14 protein-coding genes are annotated in these 18,322 nt (G+C 63.5%); 10 read left to right on the forward strand and 4 right to left on the reverse strand.

All coding sequences use genetic code 11. From position 1 onward, the window contains the following. The first annotated feature begins 283 nt into the window (after positions 1-283). The 6 genes from BLU88_RS14115 to BLU88_RS14140 all read left to right on the forward strand — a co-directional run bounded on the left by BLU88_RS14115 (position 284) and on the right by BLU88_RS14140 (position 7,765). Positions 284-1,729, forward strand: a complete 1,446-nt coding sequence (locus tag BLU88_RS14115) for a GntP family permease (protein ID WP_197678141.1) — start codon at positions 284-286, stop codon at positions 1,727-1,729. Beyond that, entirely contained in the window at positions 1,726-3,135 is a 1,410-nt protein-coding gene (locus tag BLU88_RS14120; RefSeq protein WP_231939438.1) for a four-carbon acid sugar kinase family protein, read from the forward strand. Before BLU88_RS14115 ends, BLU88_RS14120 begins: the two co-directional genes overlap by 4 nt. 61 nt (positions 3,136-3,196) lie before the next feature. Continuing rightward, positions 3,197-4,243 carry a 4-hydroxythreonine-4-phosphate dehydrogenase PdxA gene (gene pdxA / locus BLU88_RS14125; RefSeq protein WP_092015213.1) on the forward strand — a complete coding sequence of 349 codons (1,047 nt, stop codon included), beginning with the start codon at positions 3,197-3,199 and terminating at the stop codon, positions 4,241-4,243. 68 nt (positions 4,244-4,311) lie between these two features. Continuing rightward, a complete protein-coding gene (locus BLU88_RS14130) occupies positions 4,312-5,034 on the forward strand; it encodes a DeoR/GlpR family DNA-binding transcription regulator (protein WP_092015216.1) in 723 nt (240 codons plus the stop codon). A 359-nt stretch (positions 5,035-5,393) separates the two neighbouring features. After that, the gene (locus BLU88_RS14135) at positions 5,394-6,776 is read left to right on the forward strand and encodes an MFS transporter (protein ID WP_092015219.1); all 1,383 of its coding nucleotides are present in this window, start codon (positions 5,394-5,396) and stop codon (positions 6,774-6,776) included. 131 nt (positions 6,777-6,907) lie between these two features. Next, a complete protein-coding gene (locus BLU88_RS14140) occupies positions 6,908-7,765 on the forward strand; it encodes a nuclease-related domain-containing protein (protein WP_092015222.1) in 858 nt (285 codons plus the stop codon). Positions 7,766-7,947: 182 nt separating this feature from the next. Here BLU88_RS14140 and BLU88_RS14145 read toward each other — a convergent pair whose 3' ends face one another. After that, a complete protein-coding gene (locus BLU88_RS14145; RefSeq protein WP_092015225.1) occupies positions 7,948-8,919 on the reverse strand; it encodes an NADPH:quinone oxidoreductase family protein in 972 nt (323 codons plus the stop codon). 176 nt (positions 8,920-9,095) lie between these two features. Here BLU88_RS14145 and BLU88_RS14150 point away from each other — a divergent pair, with 176 nt between their 5' ends. From BLU88_RS14150 to BLU88_RS14165, 4 genes are all read left to right on the forward strand, one after another. Next, entirely contained in the window at positions 9,096-10,118 is a 1,023-nt protein-coding gene (locus BLU88_RS14150; protein ID WP_092015228.1) for a phosphotransferase family protein, read from the forward strand. Further along, on the forward strand, positions 10,115-10,906 hold the full coding sequence (locus BLU88_RS14155) for an SDR family oxidoreductase (protein ID WP_092015231.1): 792 nt from the start codon (positions 10,115-10,117) through the stop codon (positions 10,904-10,906). Before BLU88_RS14150 ends, BLU88_RS14155 begins: the two co-directional genes overlap by 4 nt. An 84-nt stretch (positions 10,907-10,990) precedes the next feature. Beyond that, on the forward strand, positions 10,991-12,196 hold the full coding sequence (locus BLU88_RS14160) for an acyl-CoA dehydrogenase family protein (protein WP_092015234.1): 1,206 nt from the start codon (positions 10,991-10,993) through the stop codon (positions 12,194-12,196). Between the two features lie 85 nt (positions 12,197-12,281). Further along, positions 12,282-14,012 carry a class I adenylate-forming enzyme family protein gene (locus BLU88_RS14165; protein ID WP_092015237.1) on the forward strand — a complete coding sequence of 577 codons (1,731 nt, stop codon included), beginning with the start codon at positions 12,282-12,284 and terminating at the stop codon, positions 14,010-14,012. Between the two features lie 99 nt (positions 14,013-14,111). Here BLU88_RS14165 and BLU88_RS14170 read toward each other — a convergent pair whose 3' ends face one another. The 3 genes from BLU88_RS14170 to BLU88_RS14180 all read right to left on the reverse strand — a co-directional run bounded on the left by BLU88_RS14170 (position 14,112) and on the right by BLU88_RS14180 (position 18,203). Then, positions 14,112-14,363 carry a hypothetical protein gene (locus BLU88_RS14170; RefSeq protein WP_092015240.1) on the reverse strand — a complete coding sequence of 84 codons (252 nt, stop codon included), beginning with the start codon at positions 14,361-14,363 and terminating at the stop codon, positions 14,112-14,114. 106 nt (positions 14,364-14,469) lie between these two features. After that, the gene (locus BLU88_RS14175) at positions 14,470-17,073 is read right to left on the reverse strand and encodes an ATP-binding protein (RefSeq protein ID WP_092015243.1); all 2,604 of its coding nucleotides are present in this window, start codon (positions 17,071-17,073) and stop codon (positions 14,470-14,472) included. After that, entirely contained in the window at positions 17,070-18,203 is a 1,134-nt protein-coding gene (locus tag BLU88_RS14180) for a metallophosphoesterase family protein (RefSeq protein ID WP_092017519.1), read from the reverse strand. The genes BLU88_RS14175 and BLU88_RS14180 overlap by 4 nt, the downstream gene beginning before the upstream one ends. Positions 18,204-18,322: the final 119 nt, after the last annotated feature.

An 18,322-nucleotide genomic window follows, 5' to 3' on the forward strand; every position in this document is an offset into this window, starting at 1 on the left:
AAATCTACATTCTGCTCCCTCGAATTTCTGCATTCACGCGAGCGCCTCCGAATTCACGCTCGCACCCCCGCAGTCACACGCTTGACTCCGCGCTCACGCCCCCTCCCCGAAGGAAGGTGTTGACCGCCTACATTGCATGGATGCGCAGTTATGGCACATACTTGCTCATACTGTTCAACTTTGATGATGGCCTTCGACTGCCCTCGGCTGTCGCGGATCGAGTCGAAGCCACTGAGAACCACACACCCTGGCTCCCTGAGCCGGCCTCACTGCGGAGGACCTTATGGACCTGCAACTCATCCTGGCGCTGATCGCCGGAATCGCGACGATCGTCGTCATCGTGCTCGCGACCCGCCTCGACGCATTCATCGCTCTGCTCCTGGCAGCCGTTGTCACCGGCATCGTCGCCGGTCAGGACCTGCTCTCGATCGTCGACTCCATCACCACCGGATTCGGCGACACCCTGGCCAGCATCGGCATCGTCATCGGGCTCGGTGTCGGCATCGGCAAGATCCTCGAGGTCTCCGGTGCCGCCGACTCCCTGGCCCGAGCCTTCCTGCGCGCCTTCGGCAAGGGACGTGAGCCCTGGGCGATGGGCACGGTCGGCTCGCTCGTCTCCATCCCGGTCTTCTGCGACTCCGGGTACGTCATCATGAACCCGCTGGCGCGTTCGATCGCCCGCGTGAAGAAGGGCGGCTATGTCACCCTCGCGCTGGCTCTGGGGTGCGGAATGACGCTGACCCACCATATGGTGCCGCCGACGCCTGGCCCACTGGCGGCCACGGGCATCCTCGGTGCCGATATCGGTTCGGTCATTCTGGCCGGGCTCGTCTTCACCGTCGTCCTTCTGCCCGTTGTCGTCGTCTACGCCCGCTGGATCGGTCCGAAACTCGAACCGGTCCTCAACGCCCAGGTCAAGCATGACGTCTACGCCGAGGTGGTCGTCGAAACCGCATCCGGTTCGGGCGGCGGCGACGTCCTCACAGCCGAAAGCGGAGACTCTGCCGGAACCGATAACGCTCCCGACTCGTCGAAGAAGCCCGGCGCCTTCCTCGGCTTCCTTCCGCTCATCGTCCCGCTCCTGCTCATCGTCGCCAACACCGTGAGCACCGCGATCGACAAGAACGCTCAGGGCCAACTCGCCGGAGACGCCTACGAACCCTCCGCGTGGGTCGCGCCTCTGGCCTTCCTCGGCAACCCCGTCGTCGCCCTCATCATCGGTCTCGTCCTCGCCGTCTACACCCTGCTGCCCCGCGTGACTCCGCGCAACAAGGTGCAGAACTGGCTGGCCGACGGTGCAGCCTCGGCCGGACTCATCCTGCTCATCACCGGCGCCGGCGGCAGCTTCGGCCTCGTGCTGCGCGAATCGGGTGTCGGTGACGCCCTCGCCGAGGCGATCGCCTCGATCAGCCTGCCGGCCCTCCTCGTGCCATTCCTCATCGCCTCCCTCGTCCGCTTGGCGCAGGGTTCGGGCACGGTCGCGATGATCACCGCCGCTTCGGTGACGGCTCCGCTCATCGCCCCGCTGGGACTCGATCCGCTCGTGGCCGTGATGGCCTGCACCGCCGGTTCGATGGTCTTCTCCTACTTCAACGACTCCTACTTCTGGGTCGTCACGCGGTTCGCCGGCCTCGACGGAATCAACGCCATCAAGGGCTGGTCGGGAATCACCACGGCGGTGTGGATCTGTTCCCTTCCGCTCCTGTTCGTGCTCGACTTGGTCGTATGAGCTCCTCTCGCATGACCGACTCCAACCCGACCGCACCTGCCGCCTCGGCACCGGCGAGTCCGCGCATCCTCATCGTCGCCGACGACCTCACCGGCGGCAATGCCTGCGGAGCCCTGTTCGCCGAGGCGGGGCTGCGAACGATCACCATCACCAGTACCGGCCCGGCCGGCAACATCGACATCAGCGGTCTGCTCGATGACTTCGACGCGGTCGTCGTCAACACCGATTCCCGGCACATGACCGCACATGAAGCAAGCGAGCTCTACACCGATCTCATCGAGTCCGCTGGCGCCGTCGACCACGTGGCATGCCGCATCGACACCACTCTGCGCGGCAATGTCGGCCCTGCCGCGGCCGCCGCCATCTCGGCACGCAGACGGGCACTCGCCGCGACTGGCAGCCGGAACCACCGCGTGCTTGGACTCTGCGTTCCGGCCTTCCCCGCCGCTGGCAGGACCACCGTGCAGGGGCGGCAGCTGTTGGGCGGTCGCCTGCTCGAACACACCGAGCTCGCCTACGATGTCCGCTCCCCCATGCGCACCTCCGTCATCGAGGAGATCCTTGCCGCCGGTGCGGACCTCGACTGCCATCTCATCGATATCGCCACGGTGCTGGCCGGCCGTGAGGCCGTCCGCGCCGCCGTGCTCGAAGCCATCGGCGGGGGCGCGGAGGTGCTCGTCGCCGATGCCCTGACCAATGACCACATCGACCTCGTCGGCTCTGTCATCGCTGAGATCAGCCAGAACCTCGCCGGGGCGGCCGACCCCGATATGCGCAACTTCGCAGGTTTGGCCGACGGTGTGCAGTTGGACTGGGTGAGCATCGATCCGGGACCCGGCAGCCTCGCCCTGGCCCTGTCCAGGATGCCTGCCCGGAACGACAGCGTCCTGCTCGGCATTTCGGGATCGGCAACCGAGGTCACCCGGTCCCAGATTGCGGCGTTGGCCGAGGACTCCACGGTCACGGTCCTCCGTGCTCCGCTGGACGATGCGGGCCTGCCCGATGTCGAGGCCACGCTCACCCTCATCGATCGGACCGCCTCGGCACGGGCGATCATCATCGCCACCGTCCTCGAAACCAATGATCTGCGGGAACTCACCGATGCGGAATCCGAACAGACAACGCAGCGCTTGGCACTGATCGCCTCAGCGGTCATGTCCGCACTGCCGGTCTCCGGCCTCTACACCACCGGTGGGGACGTCACCGCCGCTGTGATGCGCGAGCTCGGCGCGATGGGTATGGAGATCGATAAGGAGATCGTGCCGCTGGCCGTGGGTGGTCGCCTCGTCGGCGGGAGCGCCGACGGACTTCCGATCGTCACGAAGGGCGGGCTCATCGGAGACGCCGGCACCGCCGTCGAATGCCTCGAATTCCTCTCGACCACTGCCCGCGTCAGGCGAGACTGACGCAGCGCAGACGAACTCAGCGCCCCACCCACCGACAAACAACCGAACTGAGGAGACAGCAATGACAGCACCAGCACTCGCCGTGACCGTGGGCGATCCCGTCGGAATCGGACCGGAGATCACCGCCACCGTGCTCTCGGAGTTCGCCGGCAGAGACGATCAGCACGGAATCGCCGTGGCAGATCTGGCCGTGATGAAACGCGCCGTCGACGTCCTCGGACTCGATGTCGAACTGCGCGCCATCTCCGACTGGTCGACGCCGGCGGCCGGTGAAGGCGTCATCGACGTCTTCGATATCGGCGTCCTCGGCGACGACCTTCCCGACTGGGGCGTCGTCGACGCCCGTGCCGGTCAGGCTTCGGTGACTGCTATCGAGATCGCCACTCAAGCGGCCATGGATGAGAAGGTCGCCGGCATCGTCACCGGCCCCATCAACAAGGAAGCCGTGTGGAAGTCGGGTTCTCAACACCTCGGGCACACTGAGATGCTCGGTGAGCTGACCGGAGTGACGAAGCAGGACACGATGTTCGTCGTGGAGAACACGAAGGTCCCCGACCACAAACTCCAGATCTTCTTCGCCACCCGCCACATGTCTCTGCGCAAGGCTCTCGACGCGCTCACAGTGGACACCCAGGTCGATTCCATCGAACGCGCCCACCGCGCACTCCAGCTGTACGGCGTCGCCTCGCCCAGGCTGGCCGTGGCAGCCCTCAACCCGCACGGCGGAGAGAGTGGGGCCTTCGGCGACGAAGAGATCGAGATCCTCCGCCCGGCCATTGAGAAAGTGAATGCCGATGGTGCCTTCGAAGTCGCCGGACCGATTCCGGCCGACTCCGTCTTCCACCAAGGGCTGATCGGCCGTTATGACGGCATCCTTTCGCAGTACCACGATCAGGGACACATCGCGTCGAAGACTTTCGACTTCGACGGCACCATCTCCGTGACAGTCGGCCTGCCGATCCTGCGCACCTCCGTCGATCACGGCACCGCCTTCGACATCGCCGGTCAGGGTATCGCGGATGCGGGAACCATGCGCTCGGCCTACCGCGCCGCCATCGGATATGCTCCGTTCGTCGACGGCATCCGCGCGGAGTACCTTCCGAAGTAGGCTGAGTCGTATGGCCAACCGAGGCGTTTTCGCTGCGGTCAGATCCGTGCCGACAGAGAGGGAGACAGATGGCGATCCGATCGGGGACTCAGCGACGCCGCGACGCCATTCTCGGAATGCTCAAGACCGGTTCATGGAGCATCCCTCGGCTGGCGGGGGAACTCGGAACCTCGGAGTCGACGATCCGCCGCGACCTGCGTGAGTTGGCCGCAGACGGGCAGATCATCCGCACGATCGGCGGAGCAGCTGCGGGCGGATATGTCGAGCCGCCGTTGGGCGAGCGGATGGAGCAGCAGGCCGAGGCGAAGGACGCCATCGCCGCACTGGCTCTCGAGCGGCTCGACGACGGTGCGCGCACCGTCTTCCTCGATGCCGGCTCGACGACGGTGCGCCTAGCCGAGCGGATCAGGGACCGCAGCGATCTCACCGTCTTCACCCGCGGCCTAGAGATCGCGCTGGCTTTGGCTCATCCCGCCGGCCCCAGGGCGATCATGGTCGGCGGCGAGGTCTCGACCCTGTCGCACGGCACCACCGGCGCACTGTCCGATCACGCGCTGTCCCGTATCCATGTCGATATCGCGTTCCTCGGCGCCGACGCAGTCGACCCCACGCAAGGGCTCGGCGAACCGAGCCTTGACGAAGCACGCACGAAGGAGCTCATCGCCGAGCGAGCCGGAACCGTCATCGTCCTCGCGGACAGTTCGAAGTCCGGCCGCGATGTCGCTGCATGGGCACCAATGCCGACTGGCTGGACGTGGATCGACGAGCACGGGGAGCACGCACAGAGCTGAGCCGCGCAGAGGGTCGATCGGTGGTTCTGTCGTCTAATTCAGAAATGGTTCGGATAACGCGAACGAGAACGATACTCGTCAGCGACGCTCATACAAATTCCGGCATTGAACGAATTTTCTGTCAACAAGCTTTCGATAACGATAACTTCACTGTTCCCTGTGAAGCCGACTTACCTTTCCGAATCTGATTACATTGTGCATTCCTCCTGGTCAGATATAGTGTTGATGAATATTCTTCTAGTGACACGCCGATGATTTGACACGATTCCTCGATTGAGAAGCTGAACACGTGCTCGTAACGTGGCTTCGGTTCGAAAGATGGATCACTTCGACAGTGGTCCACATGACTGGAGGAATTCATGAGTATCCCCAATACTTCAGGATCCGCATCACCGGCTTCCCCGCCCGAGCCCGACCTCAAGACGGTCCGCAAAGCCGTCGCCGCCTCGGCGCTGGGCAACGCGACCGAATGGTTCGACTACGGTCTCTACGCCGTCTCGGTCACTTATCTGGCCCAACATTTCTTCCCCGGCGAGCATGCGCAGCTGATGGCGCTGCTGACCTTCGCCGTGTCCTTCATCTTCCGTCCCCTCGGCGGAATCGTCTGGGGCCCGATGGGCGATCGCCTCGGCCGCAAACGTGTTCTGGCGCTGACGATCCTGCTCATGGCCGGTTCCACCTTCTGCATCGCCCTTCTGCCCAGCTACGCCACCATCGGCGTTGCCGCTCCCATCATCCTCGTCCTGCTCCGCATCATCCAGGGCTTCTCCTCCGGCGGCGAGTACGGAGGTGCCGCCACCTTCATGGCCGAATACGCTCCGGACAATCGGCGCGGATTCTTCGGCAGCTTCCTCGAATTCGGCACTCTGGCAGGTATGGCCGCCGGTTCGCTGTTCGTCCTCCTCCTGCAGCTCGGCCTCGGGGAACAGACGATGACGGACTGGGCTTGGCGCATTCCGTTCATCTTCGCCGGTGTCCTCGGCGTCGTCGGCCTGTACCTGCGGTCTCGGCTCGACGAGTCCCCCGTCTATGAGGAACTCGATGACGGCGGCCAGGACAAGTCGGTCAAGGAGGTCTTCGCGACCCTTTTCGCGAACTACAAGAAGCAGCTGCTCGTCCTCGGCGGCATGGTCGTCGCGGTCAACGTGGTCAACTACACCTTGCTGTCGTACATGCCCACTTATCTGCAGGATCCCGTCGGCATGAGTCCGAACGCGTCACTGACCGTGATGTTCCTCGCCCAGGCGTTCATGATGATCCTGATCCCGTTCGGCGGGATGCTTTCCGACAAGGTCGGTCGCAAGCCGGTCTGGTATTTCTCCCTCATCAGCCTCTTCGTCGCAGCGATTCCGATGTTCATGCTCATGGCCAACGGCTTCGTGTGGGCGCTCATCGGACTGGCCGTCCTCGGCATCCTCTACATTCCGCAGATCTCAACGATTTCCGCGACGTTCCCTGCGATGTTCCCCGGACCTGTGCGCTTCGCCGGTTTCGCGATCTCGTACAACGTCTCGACTGCACTGTTCGGCGGAACTGCCCCATCGATCAGCGATGGACTCATCGGCGCAACGGGAAACAACATCATTCCCGCCTACCTCGTCATGGCGGCGTGTGCAATCGGCCTGATCGCCACGATCTTCATGAAGGAGACCAACGGTGCTTCGCTGCGCGGCTGCGGACTGCCGGAGACCGGAGCGGACGTCGTCCTCGACGAAGCCGACCTCGTCGACAACGCAAAGTGATCGTCCCGGCTGCTGGCGACCGCATCTGAGCAACGCGCCGACTCCGACAGGGCAGACCGGCGATACCGCATCGGAACTTCCGATGCAGTGTCGCCGGTCTCCTGCGACTGGGTCTGGGTTAGTCTCAGACCATGGTCACGGTGATTCCCGAACAGCCTGATTTCAACGAATCCACCGCCGAGGAAGTCGTGTGGAATGCGCTGCGCCGTCAGCTTCCCGACGGGGTGACGATCATCCACGGTCAACGGCTGACCGGCGATGACAAGGACGTTGAGATCGATTTCCTCATCCTGCGGCCAGATGCCGGCATCGCCGTCATCGAGGTCAAGGGCGGACGAGTCGATGTCGTCGACGGCAAGTGGTTCACCTCCGGCGCTCAGGGAAAGCGCAACCACCTTCCCGAGCCTCCTCTCGAGCAGGCGATGATCGCCAAACATACGATCGTGGCCTATCTGCGACCACGACTCTCCCGCCTTCCGGGGCCGATCAGCCATCTTGCGGTCCTGCCCTACACGGAGCTGCCGAACAACTGGGACCAGCCGGATGCGCCGAGGCCGCAACTCGTTGATGGCAACGAGATCGATTCCCTGTCGTCGAAGATCGCGACTCAGCTGCGCTTCGATTTCGATCCCGAACGCCACGACCTTGCCGCCGGGCACGAATTCGTGTTGAAGAACCTCCGCAGAACGAACCAAGCAGCGGAGAACTTCGCGCTCAGAGCCTCCGATCGCCCGCAACGGACTGGGCGAAGAGATCGAGTGGGTCGACGTCGGCCTCGACGCTGCCATAGCCGAAGCGGATGGGCAGGTGGAAGCACTCATGGACGACAGCTGGGTGGCCGGACAGATCCACCGGTTCGAGGCATCCGGTGCAGAAGGAGATCGTTGAGAACGAAGGAATCGCTGCCTACTGGGACCAATTCTTCGCCGAGGGGGATGTCTTCTCCGGTCACGTACTCGGCTTCAAAGGGCTCGAAGAGCCCGCTGTGATGCTCTGTCTCAACGGATTCAGAGACCATCAGCGGGCCATCGACATGCTCTACGTCGGAATGTCGCGAGCGATCGTCATCGGTGATCTCAGCATCTTCGACGAAATCTACGACAATTGATCGCTCAGCTCGTCACCAGTTCCGGATCGAGCAGATGCCTACAGACGCACAGAGCGTCGGCGACTACTCTCCGGCGACTTCGAGGAGGACCTTGCCCATCACGGAGCGACCGTCGAGTTCATTGATCGCAGAAGAGGCCTCGGCGAGAGGATAGTTCGCGTGGATGCGCGGATTCAGGCTGCCTGCGGCGACGTGGTCGAGGACGGCTTCCCACTGCTCATGGATATAGCTGGGGTGTCCCCAAGCTGCCGCGCCCCAAGCGACGCCATCGACGGAGATGTTCTTCAGCAGCAGACGGTTGACCTTGATCGTGGGGATCTCTCCGGCGGTGAAGCCGAGGACGAGGAGACGCCCGAACGGTGCGAGCGCTCGCGTCGAATCCGTAAAGCGATCGCCTCCGACGGGGTCGAAGACGAAGTCGACGCCCTTGGGATAGAGCTCCTTCGCGGCGTCTTTGAAACCATCGGCGAGGACGACGTGAGTCGCACCGAGTTCCCGCACCGCTTCGGCCTTCGCGTCGGTCGAGACGACGGCGACGACCTCGAGGCCCATGGCCAGGCCCAGCTGCACTGCGGCCGAACCGAGTCCGCCGGCGGCGCCATGGACGAGGAGACTCTGGCCAGGCTGGGCATTCGCGCGCACGCGCAGTGCGAAGTCAGCAGTGAGCACGTTCATCGGCATACCCGCGGCAGCGGCCAGAGAGACCGAATCCGGGATCTTCACTGTGGCATCGTCACCGGCGATGAGGTATTCGGCGAAGGTGCCTTTCCCGGTGATCGCAGCGACACGGTCGCCGACGGAATAGCGGGAATCCGGGCCCACCTCGGCGACCACGCCGGAGGCTTCGGAACCCAGGGTAAAAGGCAGGTCATGCTTGACCTGATACATCCCGCGAGTCTGCAGCACCTCCGGGAACGTCACGCCGGCATAGGCGACCTTGATGAGCACCTGGCCGGGTCCCGGAACCGGACGCCCCACATCAAGGTGCTCCACATCATCGGGGCCGGTCAGAGCGGTGACGCGAATGGCTTTCATTGTTTCCTCGCTATCGTTTTGGCGCACACAGAGCCACGCGGCTCCGGTGTCGGCGGTCTTCTCACCTCTATCACACCGAACGGCTATGAGTGTGATCACCCTCACGGCTTGACTCCCCCGCCGGGGATGAATAATGTGAACTCAACTGAACGATTGTTCACTCGGGAAGGTCGAAGATGACGCAATCACCGGCAGGGTTCGATGCGGACAGCATCGGCAGATGGATCGAGCAGAGATTCGGAGTCAGCGATTTCGACGTCGAAGTGATGTCTGTCGGTCGATCGAATCTCACGTTCACCATCTTCGTCGACGGCAGCCCGCGCTGGGTTCTGCGCCGCCCGCCCTTGGGTCACGAAGGCGGCAGCGCTCACAACGTCGCCCGTGAAGGCCGGATCATGGCCGCCCTCAACGACAGCGGCGTTCCGGTGCCGACGGTCCTCGACATCGTCGATGATCCCAAGGCTCTCGACGTGCCCTTCGTGTTCATGGACCACTGCCCCGGCTTCCCGATCAACACCCCGGCTGAGTGGGAGTCCGTCCCTGCCGAGAACCGCCGCGACTGCGCCTTCGGCATGGTCGATGCATTGGCCGCGATCCATTCCGTCGACGTCGATGCCGTCGGTTTGTCCGATCTGCGCCGACCGGGCGGACTCATCGACCGCCAGCTGCGGCGCTGGATCGGACAGGTCGAGAAGATCGCGATGCGCGGGACCCCGATCATCCATGAGGTTCACGACGCGCTTCGCGAGTCCATGCCCGACCCGGCACGCTCACCTGTGGGAATCGCGCACGGGGACTTCAAACCGAACAATATGCTCTTCGCTCCCGGCGGGTCGGTCAACGCCGTCGTCGACTGGGAGCTCACCGCCATCGGCGAGGTGCTCACCGACCTCGGCTATTTCGTCGCCATGCTCACGGTGCCGGACCGGTACACGAGCATCTGGGTTCCCCGTGCCGAGGACGGCTTCCCGACCACAGACGAACTCATCGACCATTACCAGGACGCCACCGGCCACGAAGTCCACGATGTCGGCTACTACTCGGCCTTTGCGATGTGGAAGCTCGCCTGCATCCGTGAAGGCGTGTACACGCGGCTGGCGACGGGAAAGATGGGCGACCTCGATCTCGACCCGGAAGAAGCCGGAGCCGGAGTCGAAGACCTTGCCCGTCAGGCGCTCAACCTGCTGGAGAGATCATGACCTCGACCCTGACCGGCAGGCGCGTCGTAGTCACCGGAGCGGCAGGAGGAATCGGTGCAGCATTGGCCGCTGCACTCATCGACCGCGGCGCCGAAGTCGTCCTCGCCGATCTCTCCCCTGAAGTCAGCGGCACCGCCGCCGGGCTCGGCCCATCGGCATTCGCATGGATCGGAGACGTGTCTTCGGTCGAGGGAATCTCTGCGCTCATCGAATTCGCCGACGACCGCCTCGGCGGGATCGATCTGTACTTCGCCAATGCCGGGATCATCGGTCCGGCGATGCTCGGCGAGAACGATGCGGACTGGGATGCGATCATCGACGTCAATATGCGCGCTCATATCCGGGCCGCCCAGGCGCTCGTCCCCCGTTGGCAAGAAGCCGGTTCCGGATATTTCGTCGCCACCGCCTCGGCGGCGGGGCTGCTCACACAGATCGGCTCGGCCGCATATTCGGTGACTAAGCACGCTTCGGTCGGTTTCGCAGAATGGTTGGCCATGACCTATCGCGAAGACGGTATCCGCGCCTCGGTGATCTGTCCGATGGGCGTGAACACGAATCTGCTCGACGCTGCCGGAGCCGGCGGCGCCGCCCAGAAGGCTGTGACCTCAGCCGGGACTGTCCTGGAACCCGCCGAGGTGGCCGTCATCGTTCTCGACGCCGTCGAAGACGAGCAGTTCCTCATCCTGCCGCATCCCGAGGTCCTCGAGATGTACCGGATGAAAGGCAGCGACTACGACCGCTGGCTGCGCGGAATGTCCCGCTACCAGGCGCGGCTCGAGGAACGGTGACACCGAACCCGCCACCGAGTGAGACCCGCCTGTGACCCAGCCTCACAACAGTCTGAGACACACCGAGAGAAGCAAGGAGCACACGTGTTGGAAATCAGCGAACGCGGACGCGAATATCAGCAGCGCCTGAATGCGTTCATGGACGAGTTCGTCTACCCGGCCGAGCCGGTCTACGCCGAGCAGATGGCCGCGGCGGCCAGCCCTCACACACAGCCGCAGATCCTCGAGGAGCTCAAGGCCGAAGCGAAGAAGCAGGGGCTGTGGAACCTCTTCCACCCGCACCCGGAATGGGGCCCCGGACTGACGAACCTCGAATATGCTCCGCTGGCCGAGATCACCGGTCGCAGCCTGGAGATCGCTCCCGAGGCGATCAACTGCAATGCCCCAGACACCGGCAATATGGAGGTCTTCACGGTCTTCGGCACCGATGAGCACAAGGAGAAGTACCTCAAACCTCTGCTCGCAGGTGAGATCGCTTCGGCGTTCGCGATGACCGAGCCGGCTGTGGCCAGCTCCGATGCAACGAACGTCGAGATGAGCATGGAGCGCACCGACGACGGTTTTGTACTCAACGGCCGCAAGTGGTTTGCGTCGAACGCGATGCACCCGAACTGCCGGGTGCTCATCGTCATGGGAAAGACCGATCCCACCGCCGAGGTGCACCGCCAGCAGTCGATGCTCGTCGTGCCGATCGATGCTGCCGGCGTCACCGTTGTGCGCAATCTTCCTGTCTACGGCTACGCCGACCGGGAAGGCCACGCCGAGATCATCTTCGAGAACGTGCTCGTGCCGTTCAAGGACATCCTCAAGGGTGAGGGCGAAGGCTTCGCCATCAGCCAGGCACGCCTGGGCCCGGGCCGCATCCACCACTGCATGCGTGCCATCGGTGCCGCCGAGCGGGCACTCGAGCTCATGGTCAAGCGCGCCGACTCTCGCGTGACTTTCGGTGAGAAGCTGTCGAACCGAGCGAACATCCAGGACTGGATCGCCGAATCCCGGATCGAAATCGATCAGGCCCGCCTGCTGACTCTGCACGCCGCGGACATGATGGACAAGTACGGCAACAAGGTCGCGAAGAACGAGATCGCCGAGATCAAGGTCGTCGCACCGACGATGGCGTTGAAGGTCATCGATCGGGCGGTTCAGGTCCACGGCGGCGGAGGAGTCACCGAGGACTTCCCACTGGCCCGGATGTGGGCGCATATGCGCACCCTGCGTCTGGCAGATGGACCGGATGAAGTGCACAAGCGCTCCATCGCCCGCAATGAGATCAGGAAATACCGCGGCTGAGGTCGGCTCTTCCGCGATACAGTGAGACCCCACTGGGCCCGCAGCAGTGTGCACGGGCCCGGTACCGCCTGCGAAAGGATGTTCAATGACGAACAATTGGTTTGAGGATCGCCCATGGATCACCACTTTGGGCGATCTCGCTCAGGAGCCCTATGTGCTGCCGGATTCCACGCCCTTGGCCGACCTGGCTGACACAGTCGACGCCCGTGGCGACGAGGAGGGCATCAACTACTACGGATTCACCCTGACCTGGGCGGAGTTCGACCGGTGGTCTACAGCTTTCGCCGCGTTCCTCTCGGCCCACGGGATCAAGCCCGGCGACCGTGTCGGCATCTATGACCAGAACACCCCAGCGTTCGTCATCTCCGCCTACGGGATCTGGAAGGCCGGAGGCACCGTCGTCCCCCTCAACCCCATGTACCGCGGCGAGCTCGAGCACATCTTCTCCGATTCGGGGGTCAAGGGACTCGTCGTCTCTCAGGCCGCATATCTCGACCGGGTCAAGGACTATACAGCGGACGTGCCACTCGTCGTGCTCAGCGATGACCGCAGTTTCCAGACGGATGGCCCCGAACCGATCTTCGCAATGTTCGACAAGCTGCCGGGCTTCGAGGACCTGCCGCCGCTCGAAGGACGTTTTGCGTTCGCAGAGGCGGTGGAGGACAACCTCGATACCGATTTCACCCCATGCTCCCCCGCTCCGTCGGACCTCGGTCTCATCGCCTACACGTCCGGCACTTCGGGACGGTCGAAGGGAGCGGCTGCGACCCATGCGAATATCTCGAGCAACTCGCGCTATTGCCTGCGCAATCCGATCCTCGGCCCCGGTGACGGCTACGTCTCACTGGCTCCCCTGTTCCACATCACCGGATTCATCTGCCAGTTCCTGGCGGCCGTGGCCGGCGGTGCCCGGCTCATCCTCAACTATCGTTTCGAGCCCGGTTCGCTCATCTCCCTGTGTGATCGGGAGAAGCCTGCGTACATGGCCGGCCCGGCCACGATCTACACGGCGATGATGGCGCACCCCGACTTCAGCGCCGAGAAGTTCGCATCCTTCAAATCTCTCATGTCCGGCGGCGCACCTCTGCCCGAAGGATTGGTCAACAAGTTCGAAGAGCGAGCCGAGATCTATGTCGGTCAGGGGTACGGCCTGTCGGAGACCTGCGCTCAGGTCGCCACCGTGCCGCATGGATTCCAAGCCCCGGTCGACCCGGACAACGGGAACCTCGCCTGCGGTCTGCCGCAGCCGGACACCATGATCCGCATCCTCGATGATGACGGTCAGCCCGTGGGCCCCGGGGAGGTCGGAGAGGTTGCGATCTCCGGACCGCAGGTGGTCTCCAGTTACCTCAACAATCCGCAGGCCACCGCCGAGCAGATCCCCAACGGTGAGCTGCACACCGGCGATGTCGGGTTCATGAATGAAGACGGGTGGCTGTTCATCGTCGACCGGAAGAAGGACATGATCAATGCCTCCGGGTTCAAGGTCTGGCCCCGTGAAGTGGAGGATGTGCTCTACATGCACCCGGCCGTCCAGGAGGCAGCTGTCGTGGGCATCCCCGATGACTACCGTGGCGAGGATGTGTCGGCTTTCGTCACCCTGCAGCCCGGCGCCGAGGCGACCGCTGAGGACATCATGTCATTCTGCCGGCAGAAGCTCGCCTCCTATAAGGCTCCGCACCAGGTGACGTTCATCGATCAGCTGCCGAAGACGAGTTCCGGTAAGATCCTGCGACGGACCATCCGCGCCGATGCCGTCGAAGCCGCCCGAGCAGCAAAAGAGGCCGCTGAGAAGTCAGCAGCTCCCGCCGACTGAGGGCGGCTGCCTAGAGTTGCGGACGTTCCGTGCCGGATTTTAAGCAGAATCCCGCACGGAACGTCCGCAACTCCTTCATTCGGGCAACGACCACGGTGTTCAGGGGACGCGTGATGCCGGGTGCTTGTCTGCTTCGCTGATGATCGCAGCAGTCTGGTCGGCTTCCTCGACGATTCCTGCCATCTCCCAGCGGCCATGGACCGGGCAACGCTGGAAGCGGTACGCACCGAAGCGGATCGATTTGAAAGAGACCAGCGGAATCCAGCGAGTGCGATAGTATCCGCCGCCGGAGCAGCGGACGATGACTTCATCGGCATAGGTCTTCTCGCTCATGGCCTCAGGATAGCTCATGCCTCCTTGCCAGATGCGAGGGAATCAAGCTGCGAGCAGTTCCAGTTTGCGGCTGTTTGCCGACGGAGCCTTCGAACCTCGGCGACTCAGGTGAGATGGCTGCGGTTCAGCTCAAGCTGACGGTTTCGGCGCCGCCGATGGAGGCGAAGCGATTGGGCTGACAGGTGAGCAGAATGACCTGAGCGGTGCGCCCGACATTGCCGAGGATGACGTTGAGGGCGGCCAGGCGCTGCTCATCGGAGAATCCGAAGGCATCGTCGAGGATGACTGGCGCGCCGGCTTCCGCATCGACGAGGGTGGCCACAGCGAGGCGGCCGATGAGCGCCAGCTGTTCCTTCGTCCCGCCGGAGAGCGCGTCGAAGGCGACGGTTCGTCCGTCGAGAGTGCGGGAGACGATTTCGAGATCCTCGGAGATCTCCACCGACAGCCCCTGGCCGAAGATCACTCGTCCCAGCTTCTCGATCGCTTCCTTGAATGGGGCCACGTACCTCCGCTGAGCCTCTTCCTTGCGCGTGAGCACAGTGTCGCGCAGCAGCCGGATCGCATTCGCCTGACGTTGCACGCGAGTCAGCTTGGATCGGATGGACTCGACGTTCTGCTCCGCGACCTTGAGCTTGTCGTAGATGCCTTCGGCCGCACGATCATCGATGAGAGCCGAGAGTTGGTCGACTTCCTGCCGGTCTTTCTCCTGCTGCTTCTGCTTGCTTTCGACAAGCTGACGAGCGTTCTGCAGTCGCATCTCCAGGGTGTCGGGGTCGGCGGCTTCGTAGTTGGACCGTGCGGCTTCGGCCTCGTCGTCCAACCCTGTGTGGGCCAACGCTGCGGCGCTCAGGGCTTCCTCAAGGAACTCATCGGAAATCGCTTCCCTGTCCGTGTTCAGGCGGGTGCTGAGGTTCTGCAGCGTCGTCGCCGCCTGCTCATGCGTCGACTGCGCGCGCACGGCCGCCATTCGCGCTTCGTCTCGGTCGGCACGGATACGTTCGAGCGCGGTTCTGGCCGTCTCAACGAGTGCAGTCGCGTCGTCGACGGCTGCCGTCGTCGATTCGACTCGTGCTTCGAGGTCATCGATCGACGCGGCAGCTTCGCTCGTATCGGCGGGGTCCCCCGCCACGTGTTCAGCTCGGGTGAGTGCGGCATCGAGTTCGTCGCGGTCATCGTCACCGATGAGTACCCGCAGAGTCGACGTAGCTTCTGCCAAAACGGCCTCGGCATCAGTGCGCACCTCGCTGCGTTCTCGTGCCTGTTCAAGCGTGGTCACGCTGAGCCGGTCGAGTTCGGTGTCGAGCAAGTTCTGCGCGGATTCGAGCTCCCGGTCGAGCTCGGCCGGTGACTGTCCCGGACGCACAGTGATGTCGACGACGGAGTCGACGAAGATCCGCAGGTCGGATGTGACGGCGAATTCCTCAGCGGAATCCTTCGGCACGTCCACGCCGTCGATGCTCACGGAGGTGTGGCCTAGCCGGCGAGCCACGATCTGTGCGGCGGCCGCGGTCTTCGCGTTCTGCGCAATGCGCAGCTCGGTGAACAGTCCGCCGAGTTTCTCGACGTCTTTGGCGGTCACAGCGATCGACCCGATCGTCGCTTTCGCTTCGACGGCTCTGCGCTCCTGTTCGCGGATATCGGCAAGTCTCTTCCGCAGAGCCTCGACCTCTTTGCGTGCGCGGGCACGAGCGAGTTCAGCAGATGCGGTCTTCGCCTCTTCCTGGGCGCTCACGAGTTCGGTCTGTCGGTCCTCCAGGCTCTTCTGTGCTTCGGCGAGAGCCGAGTCCTTTTCCTGGTGAGTCGCGGTGTCCTTCTCGAGGGCATCGTCGGCAGCCTTGGCCGCCTTTTCGGCCGTGGCTGTCTCGGTGATGAGTGTCCGGCGGCGGTCGAGAGCTTCCTCGGCACGCTGACGTTCTCTCTGTGCGGCACTCGCGCGTTCGAGAGCTCGATCGAGTTCGTTCTTGAGCCCGGACACGGCTTGCACGGCAGCTTCGGCGTCTTCTCGTTCGGTCACTGCCGATTCCAGCTGGGTGCGCACGCTCTTCAGCCTCTCAGCTGCTCGAGCATGCCGGTCGACGAGTCCGTCCATGTCGGCGCTGCGAGACTCCAACTCACGATACAGCTCTTCCGCGCCGGGCAGTTCCTCCGTGAGCCTACGCAGCTCACCCGTCTCCTTGCCTTTGGCCGTGAAGAATCTCTGGTATTCGGCGTTGACTCTGTCCAAGAAGGCGTCGTGGTCAGCCGGCTCTTCCCCTGCCTCACCCAGAGCACCGTGCAGAGCCTTGATCTCGGCTAAGGACGCCTGATCGAGGCTGCGGCCCTGCGCGACGTCGAGCGCGTCGAGTAGGTCGACGTCGACGGTGTCATCCAGAATCGCCAAGAAGCGCTCGTGTGCTTCGCTGCCGCTGAGCTGTTCAGGCACAGGCTTGAGGATGCTCAGTTCGGTGAAGGGCTGTTTGATCCAGCGTTTACCGTACCGGACCTCGTAGTCCCCGGTGCTCAGGTGCAGTTCGACCTGCGGACCGACGTCCGAGCCGACTGGCTGGGTGTCTTTGACACTGGCTTTGCGGGAGCTGTCCTTGTCTTCCCGCAGCTGTGTGATGGCCTGGTGGATCGAGGACTTCCCGACCTCGTTCGGTCCCTCGACGATCGTCACGCCGGAGCTGAAGTCGACGGTGGCGTCGCTGATGGCGCGATAGTTGATGAGGCGAATGGAATGGAGTCTCAAGAACCGCTCCTTGCGAATCGGAAGAGCAGACCGAGTGCGTCTTGAGCCGTGACTGCTGACTCGTCGTCTGCAGCGGCTCGTGCGGAGAGTTCGTCGAGGGTCTCCTGCAGATATCCGCTCAGTCCGAGATCGGCGAAGTCTTCGTCTGCGGCGACGACGGCCAAGTCCATGTGCCGTTCCCAGAGCGAGACGAGGGCGAACAGGTCGGAGAAATGGTCGAGCTGTTCATCGAGGCGGGCCTTCGCTGCCGTCGGCAGAGTGCCGCGCAGGATCAGCCACACCGCTGTCCGGTCCTTATCAGGAATGGAGCTCATCCGCTCTTCGAACTCGGTGACATCCTCGGCAGAGTTGAGGTCGGTTTCGATGACGGTGAAGGCCCAGGTGCCGACGTGGATCTTCTCGACCTCGGCGTGGTGAGTGTCGGCGTCGATATCGACAAGGAGAACATTGCCCGGGTCTGTCTCACGCCGAGAAGTCACCTCCGGTGCTCCCGGGTACCAGATTCGGTCAGAGACGTCGAAGGTCGCATGCCGATCACCGAGAGCGACGAACTGGGCACGGTTCTCATCCAGAAGGGCCCGCAGATGATCGGTATCGATCGTCGCCAACGATTCTCTGTCCGGGTCGAGGGTGCTCACGGCCCCGTGGCCGGCAATGATGCGGATATCACCGGCGGCCACCTCTCCGAGATCGTTCGTCGCTGCGGCGACGAGATCACCTTGGGGATGTTTGGAGGACCAGGGGGCGCCGATGATCTCGACCCCGGGGACGACGGTGAAGGGGTCGCTGTTGCGCAGGACGTGCACGTGGGCGGGCACCCGTGAGGAGAAGGCCGGGGAGTCATAGATAGATGCGGCATCCAGAGGGTCGTGATTTCCGGGAAGCAACACGATTGGCACGGTGAACGCATTGAGGACTTCGAAGGTGCGGGCGATGATCGCTCGGTCAAGCTGGTTCGTTTCGAACACGTCTCCGCAGACGAGGACGAACTCCGCACCTTCCTCGACGGCGAGCGCACCGATGCGAGCGACTGCGTCGAGACGGGCGCGGTGGAACCTCGGTCGCGCTTCTTCGCTGAGGTAGTGCGCGGTCATACCCAGCTGCCAGTCGCCCGTGGCGATGAATCTCATCTGTCCCTCCTCGATCGCTCCCATCTTACGGTCGCAGATTCACCCTATCGGCAGGCACTGACTCAAGTGATCTGCCCCACATACATACCCTCAAATCGAGACTTAGGTTAGGCTAATCA

This window comes from Brevibacterium siliguriense, assembly GCF_900105315.1.
GTDB lineage: Bacteria > Actinomycetota > Actinomycetes > Actinomycetales > Brevibacteriaceae > Brevibacterium > Brevibacterium siliguriense.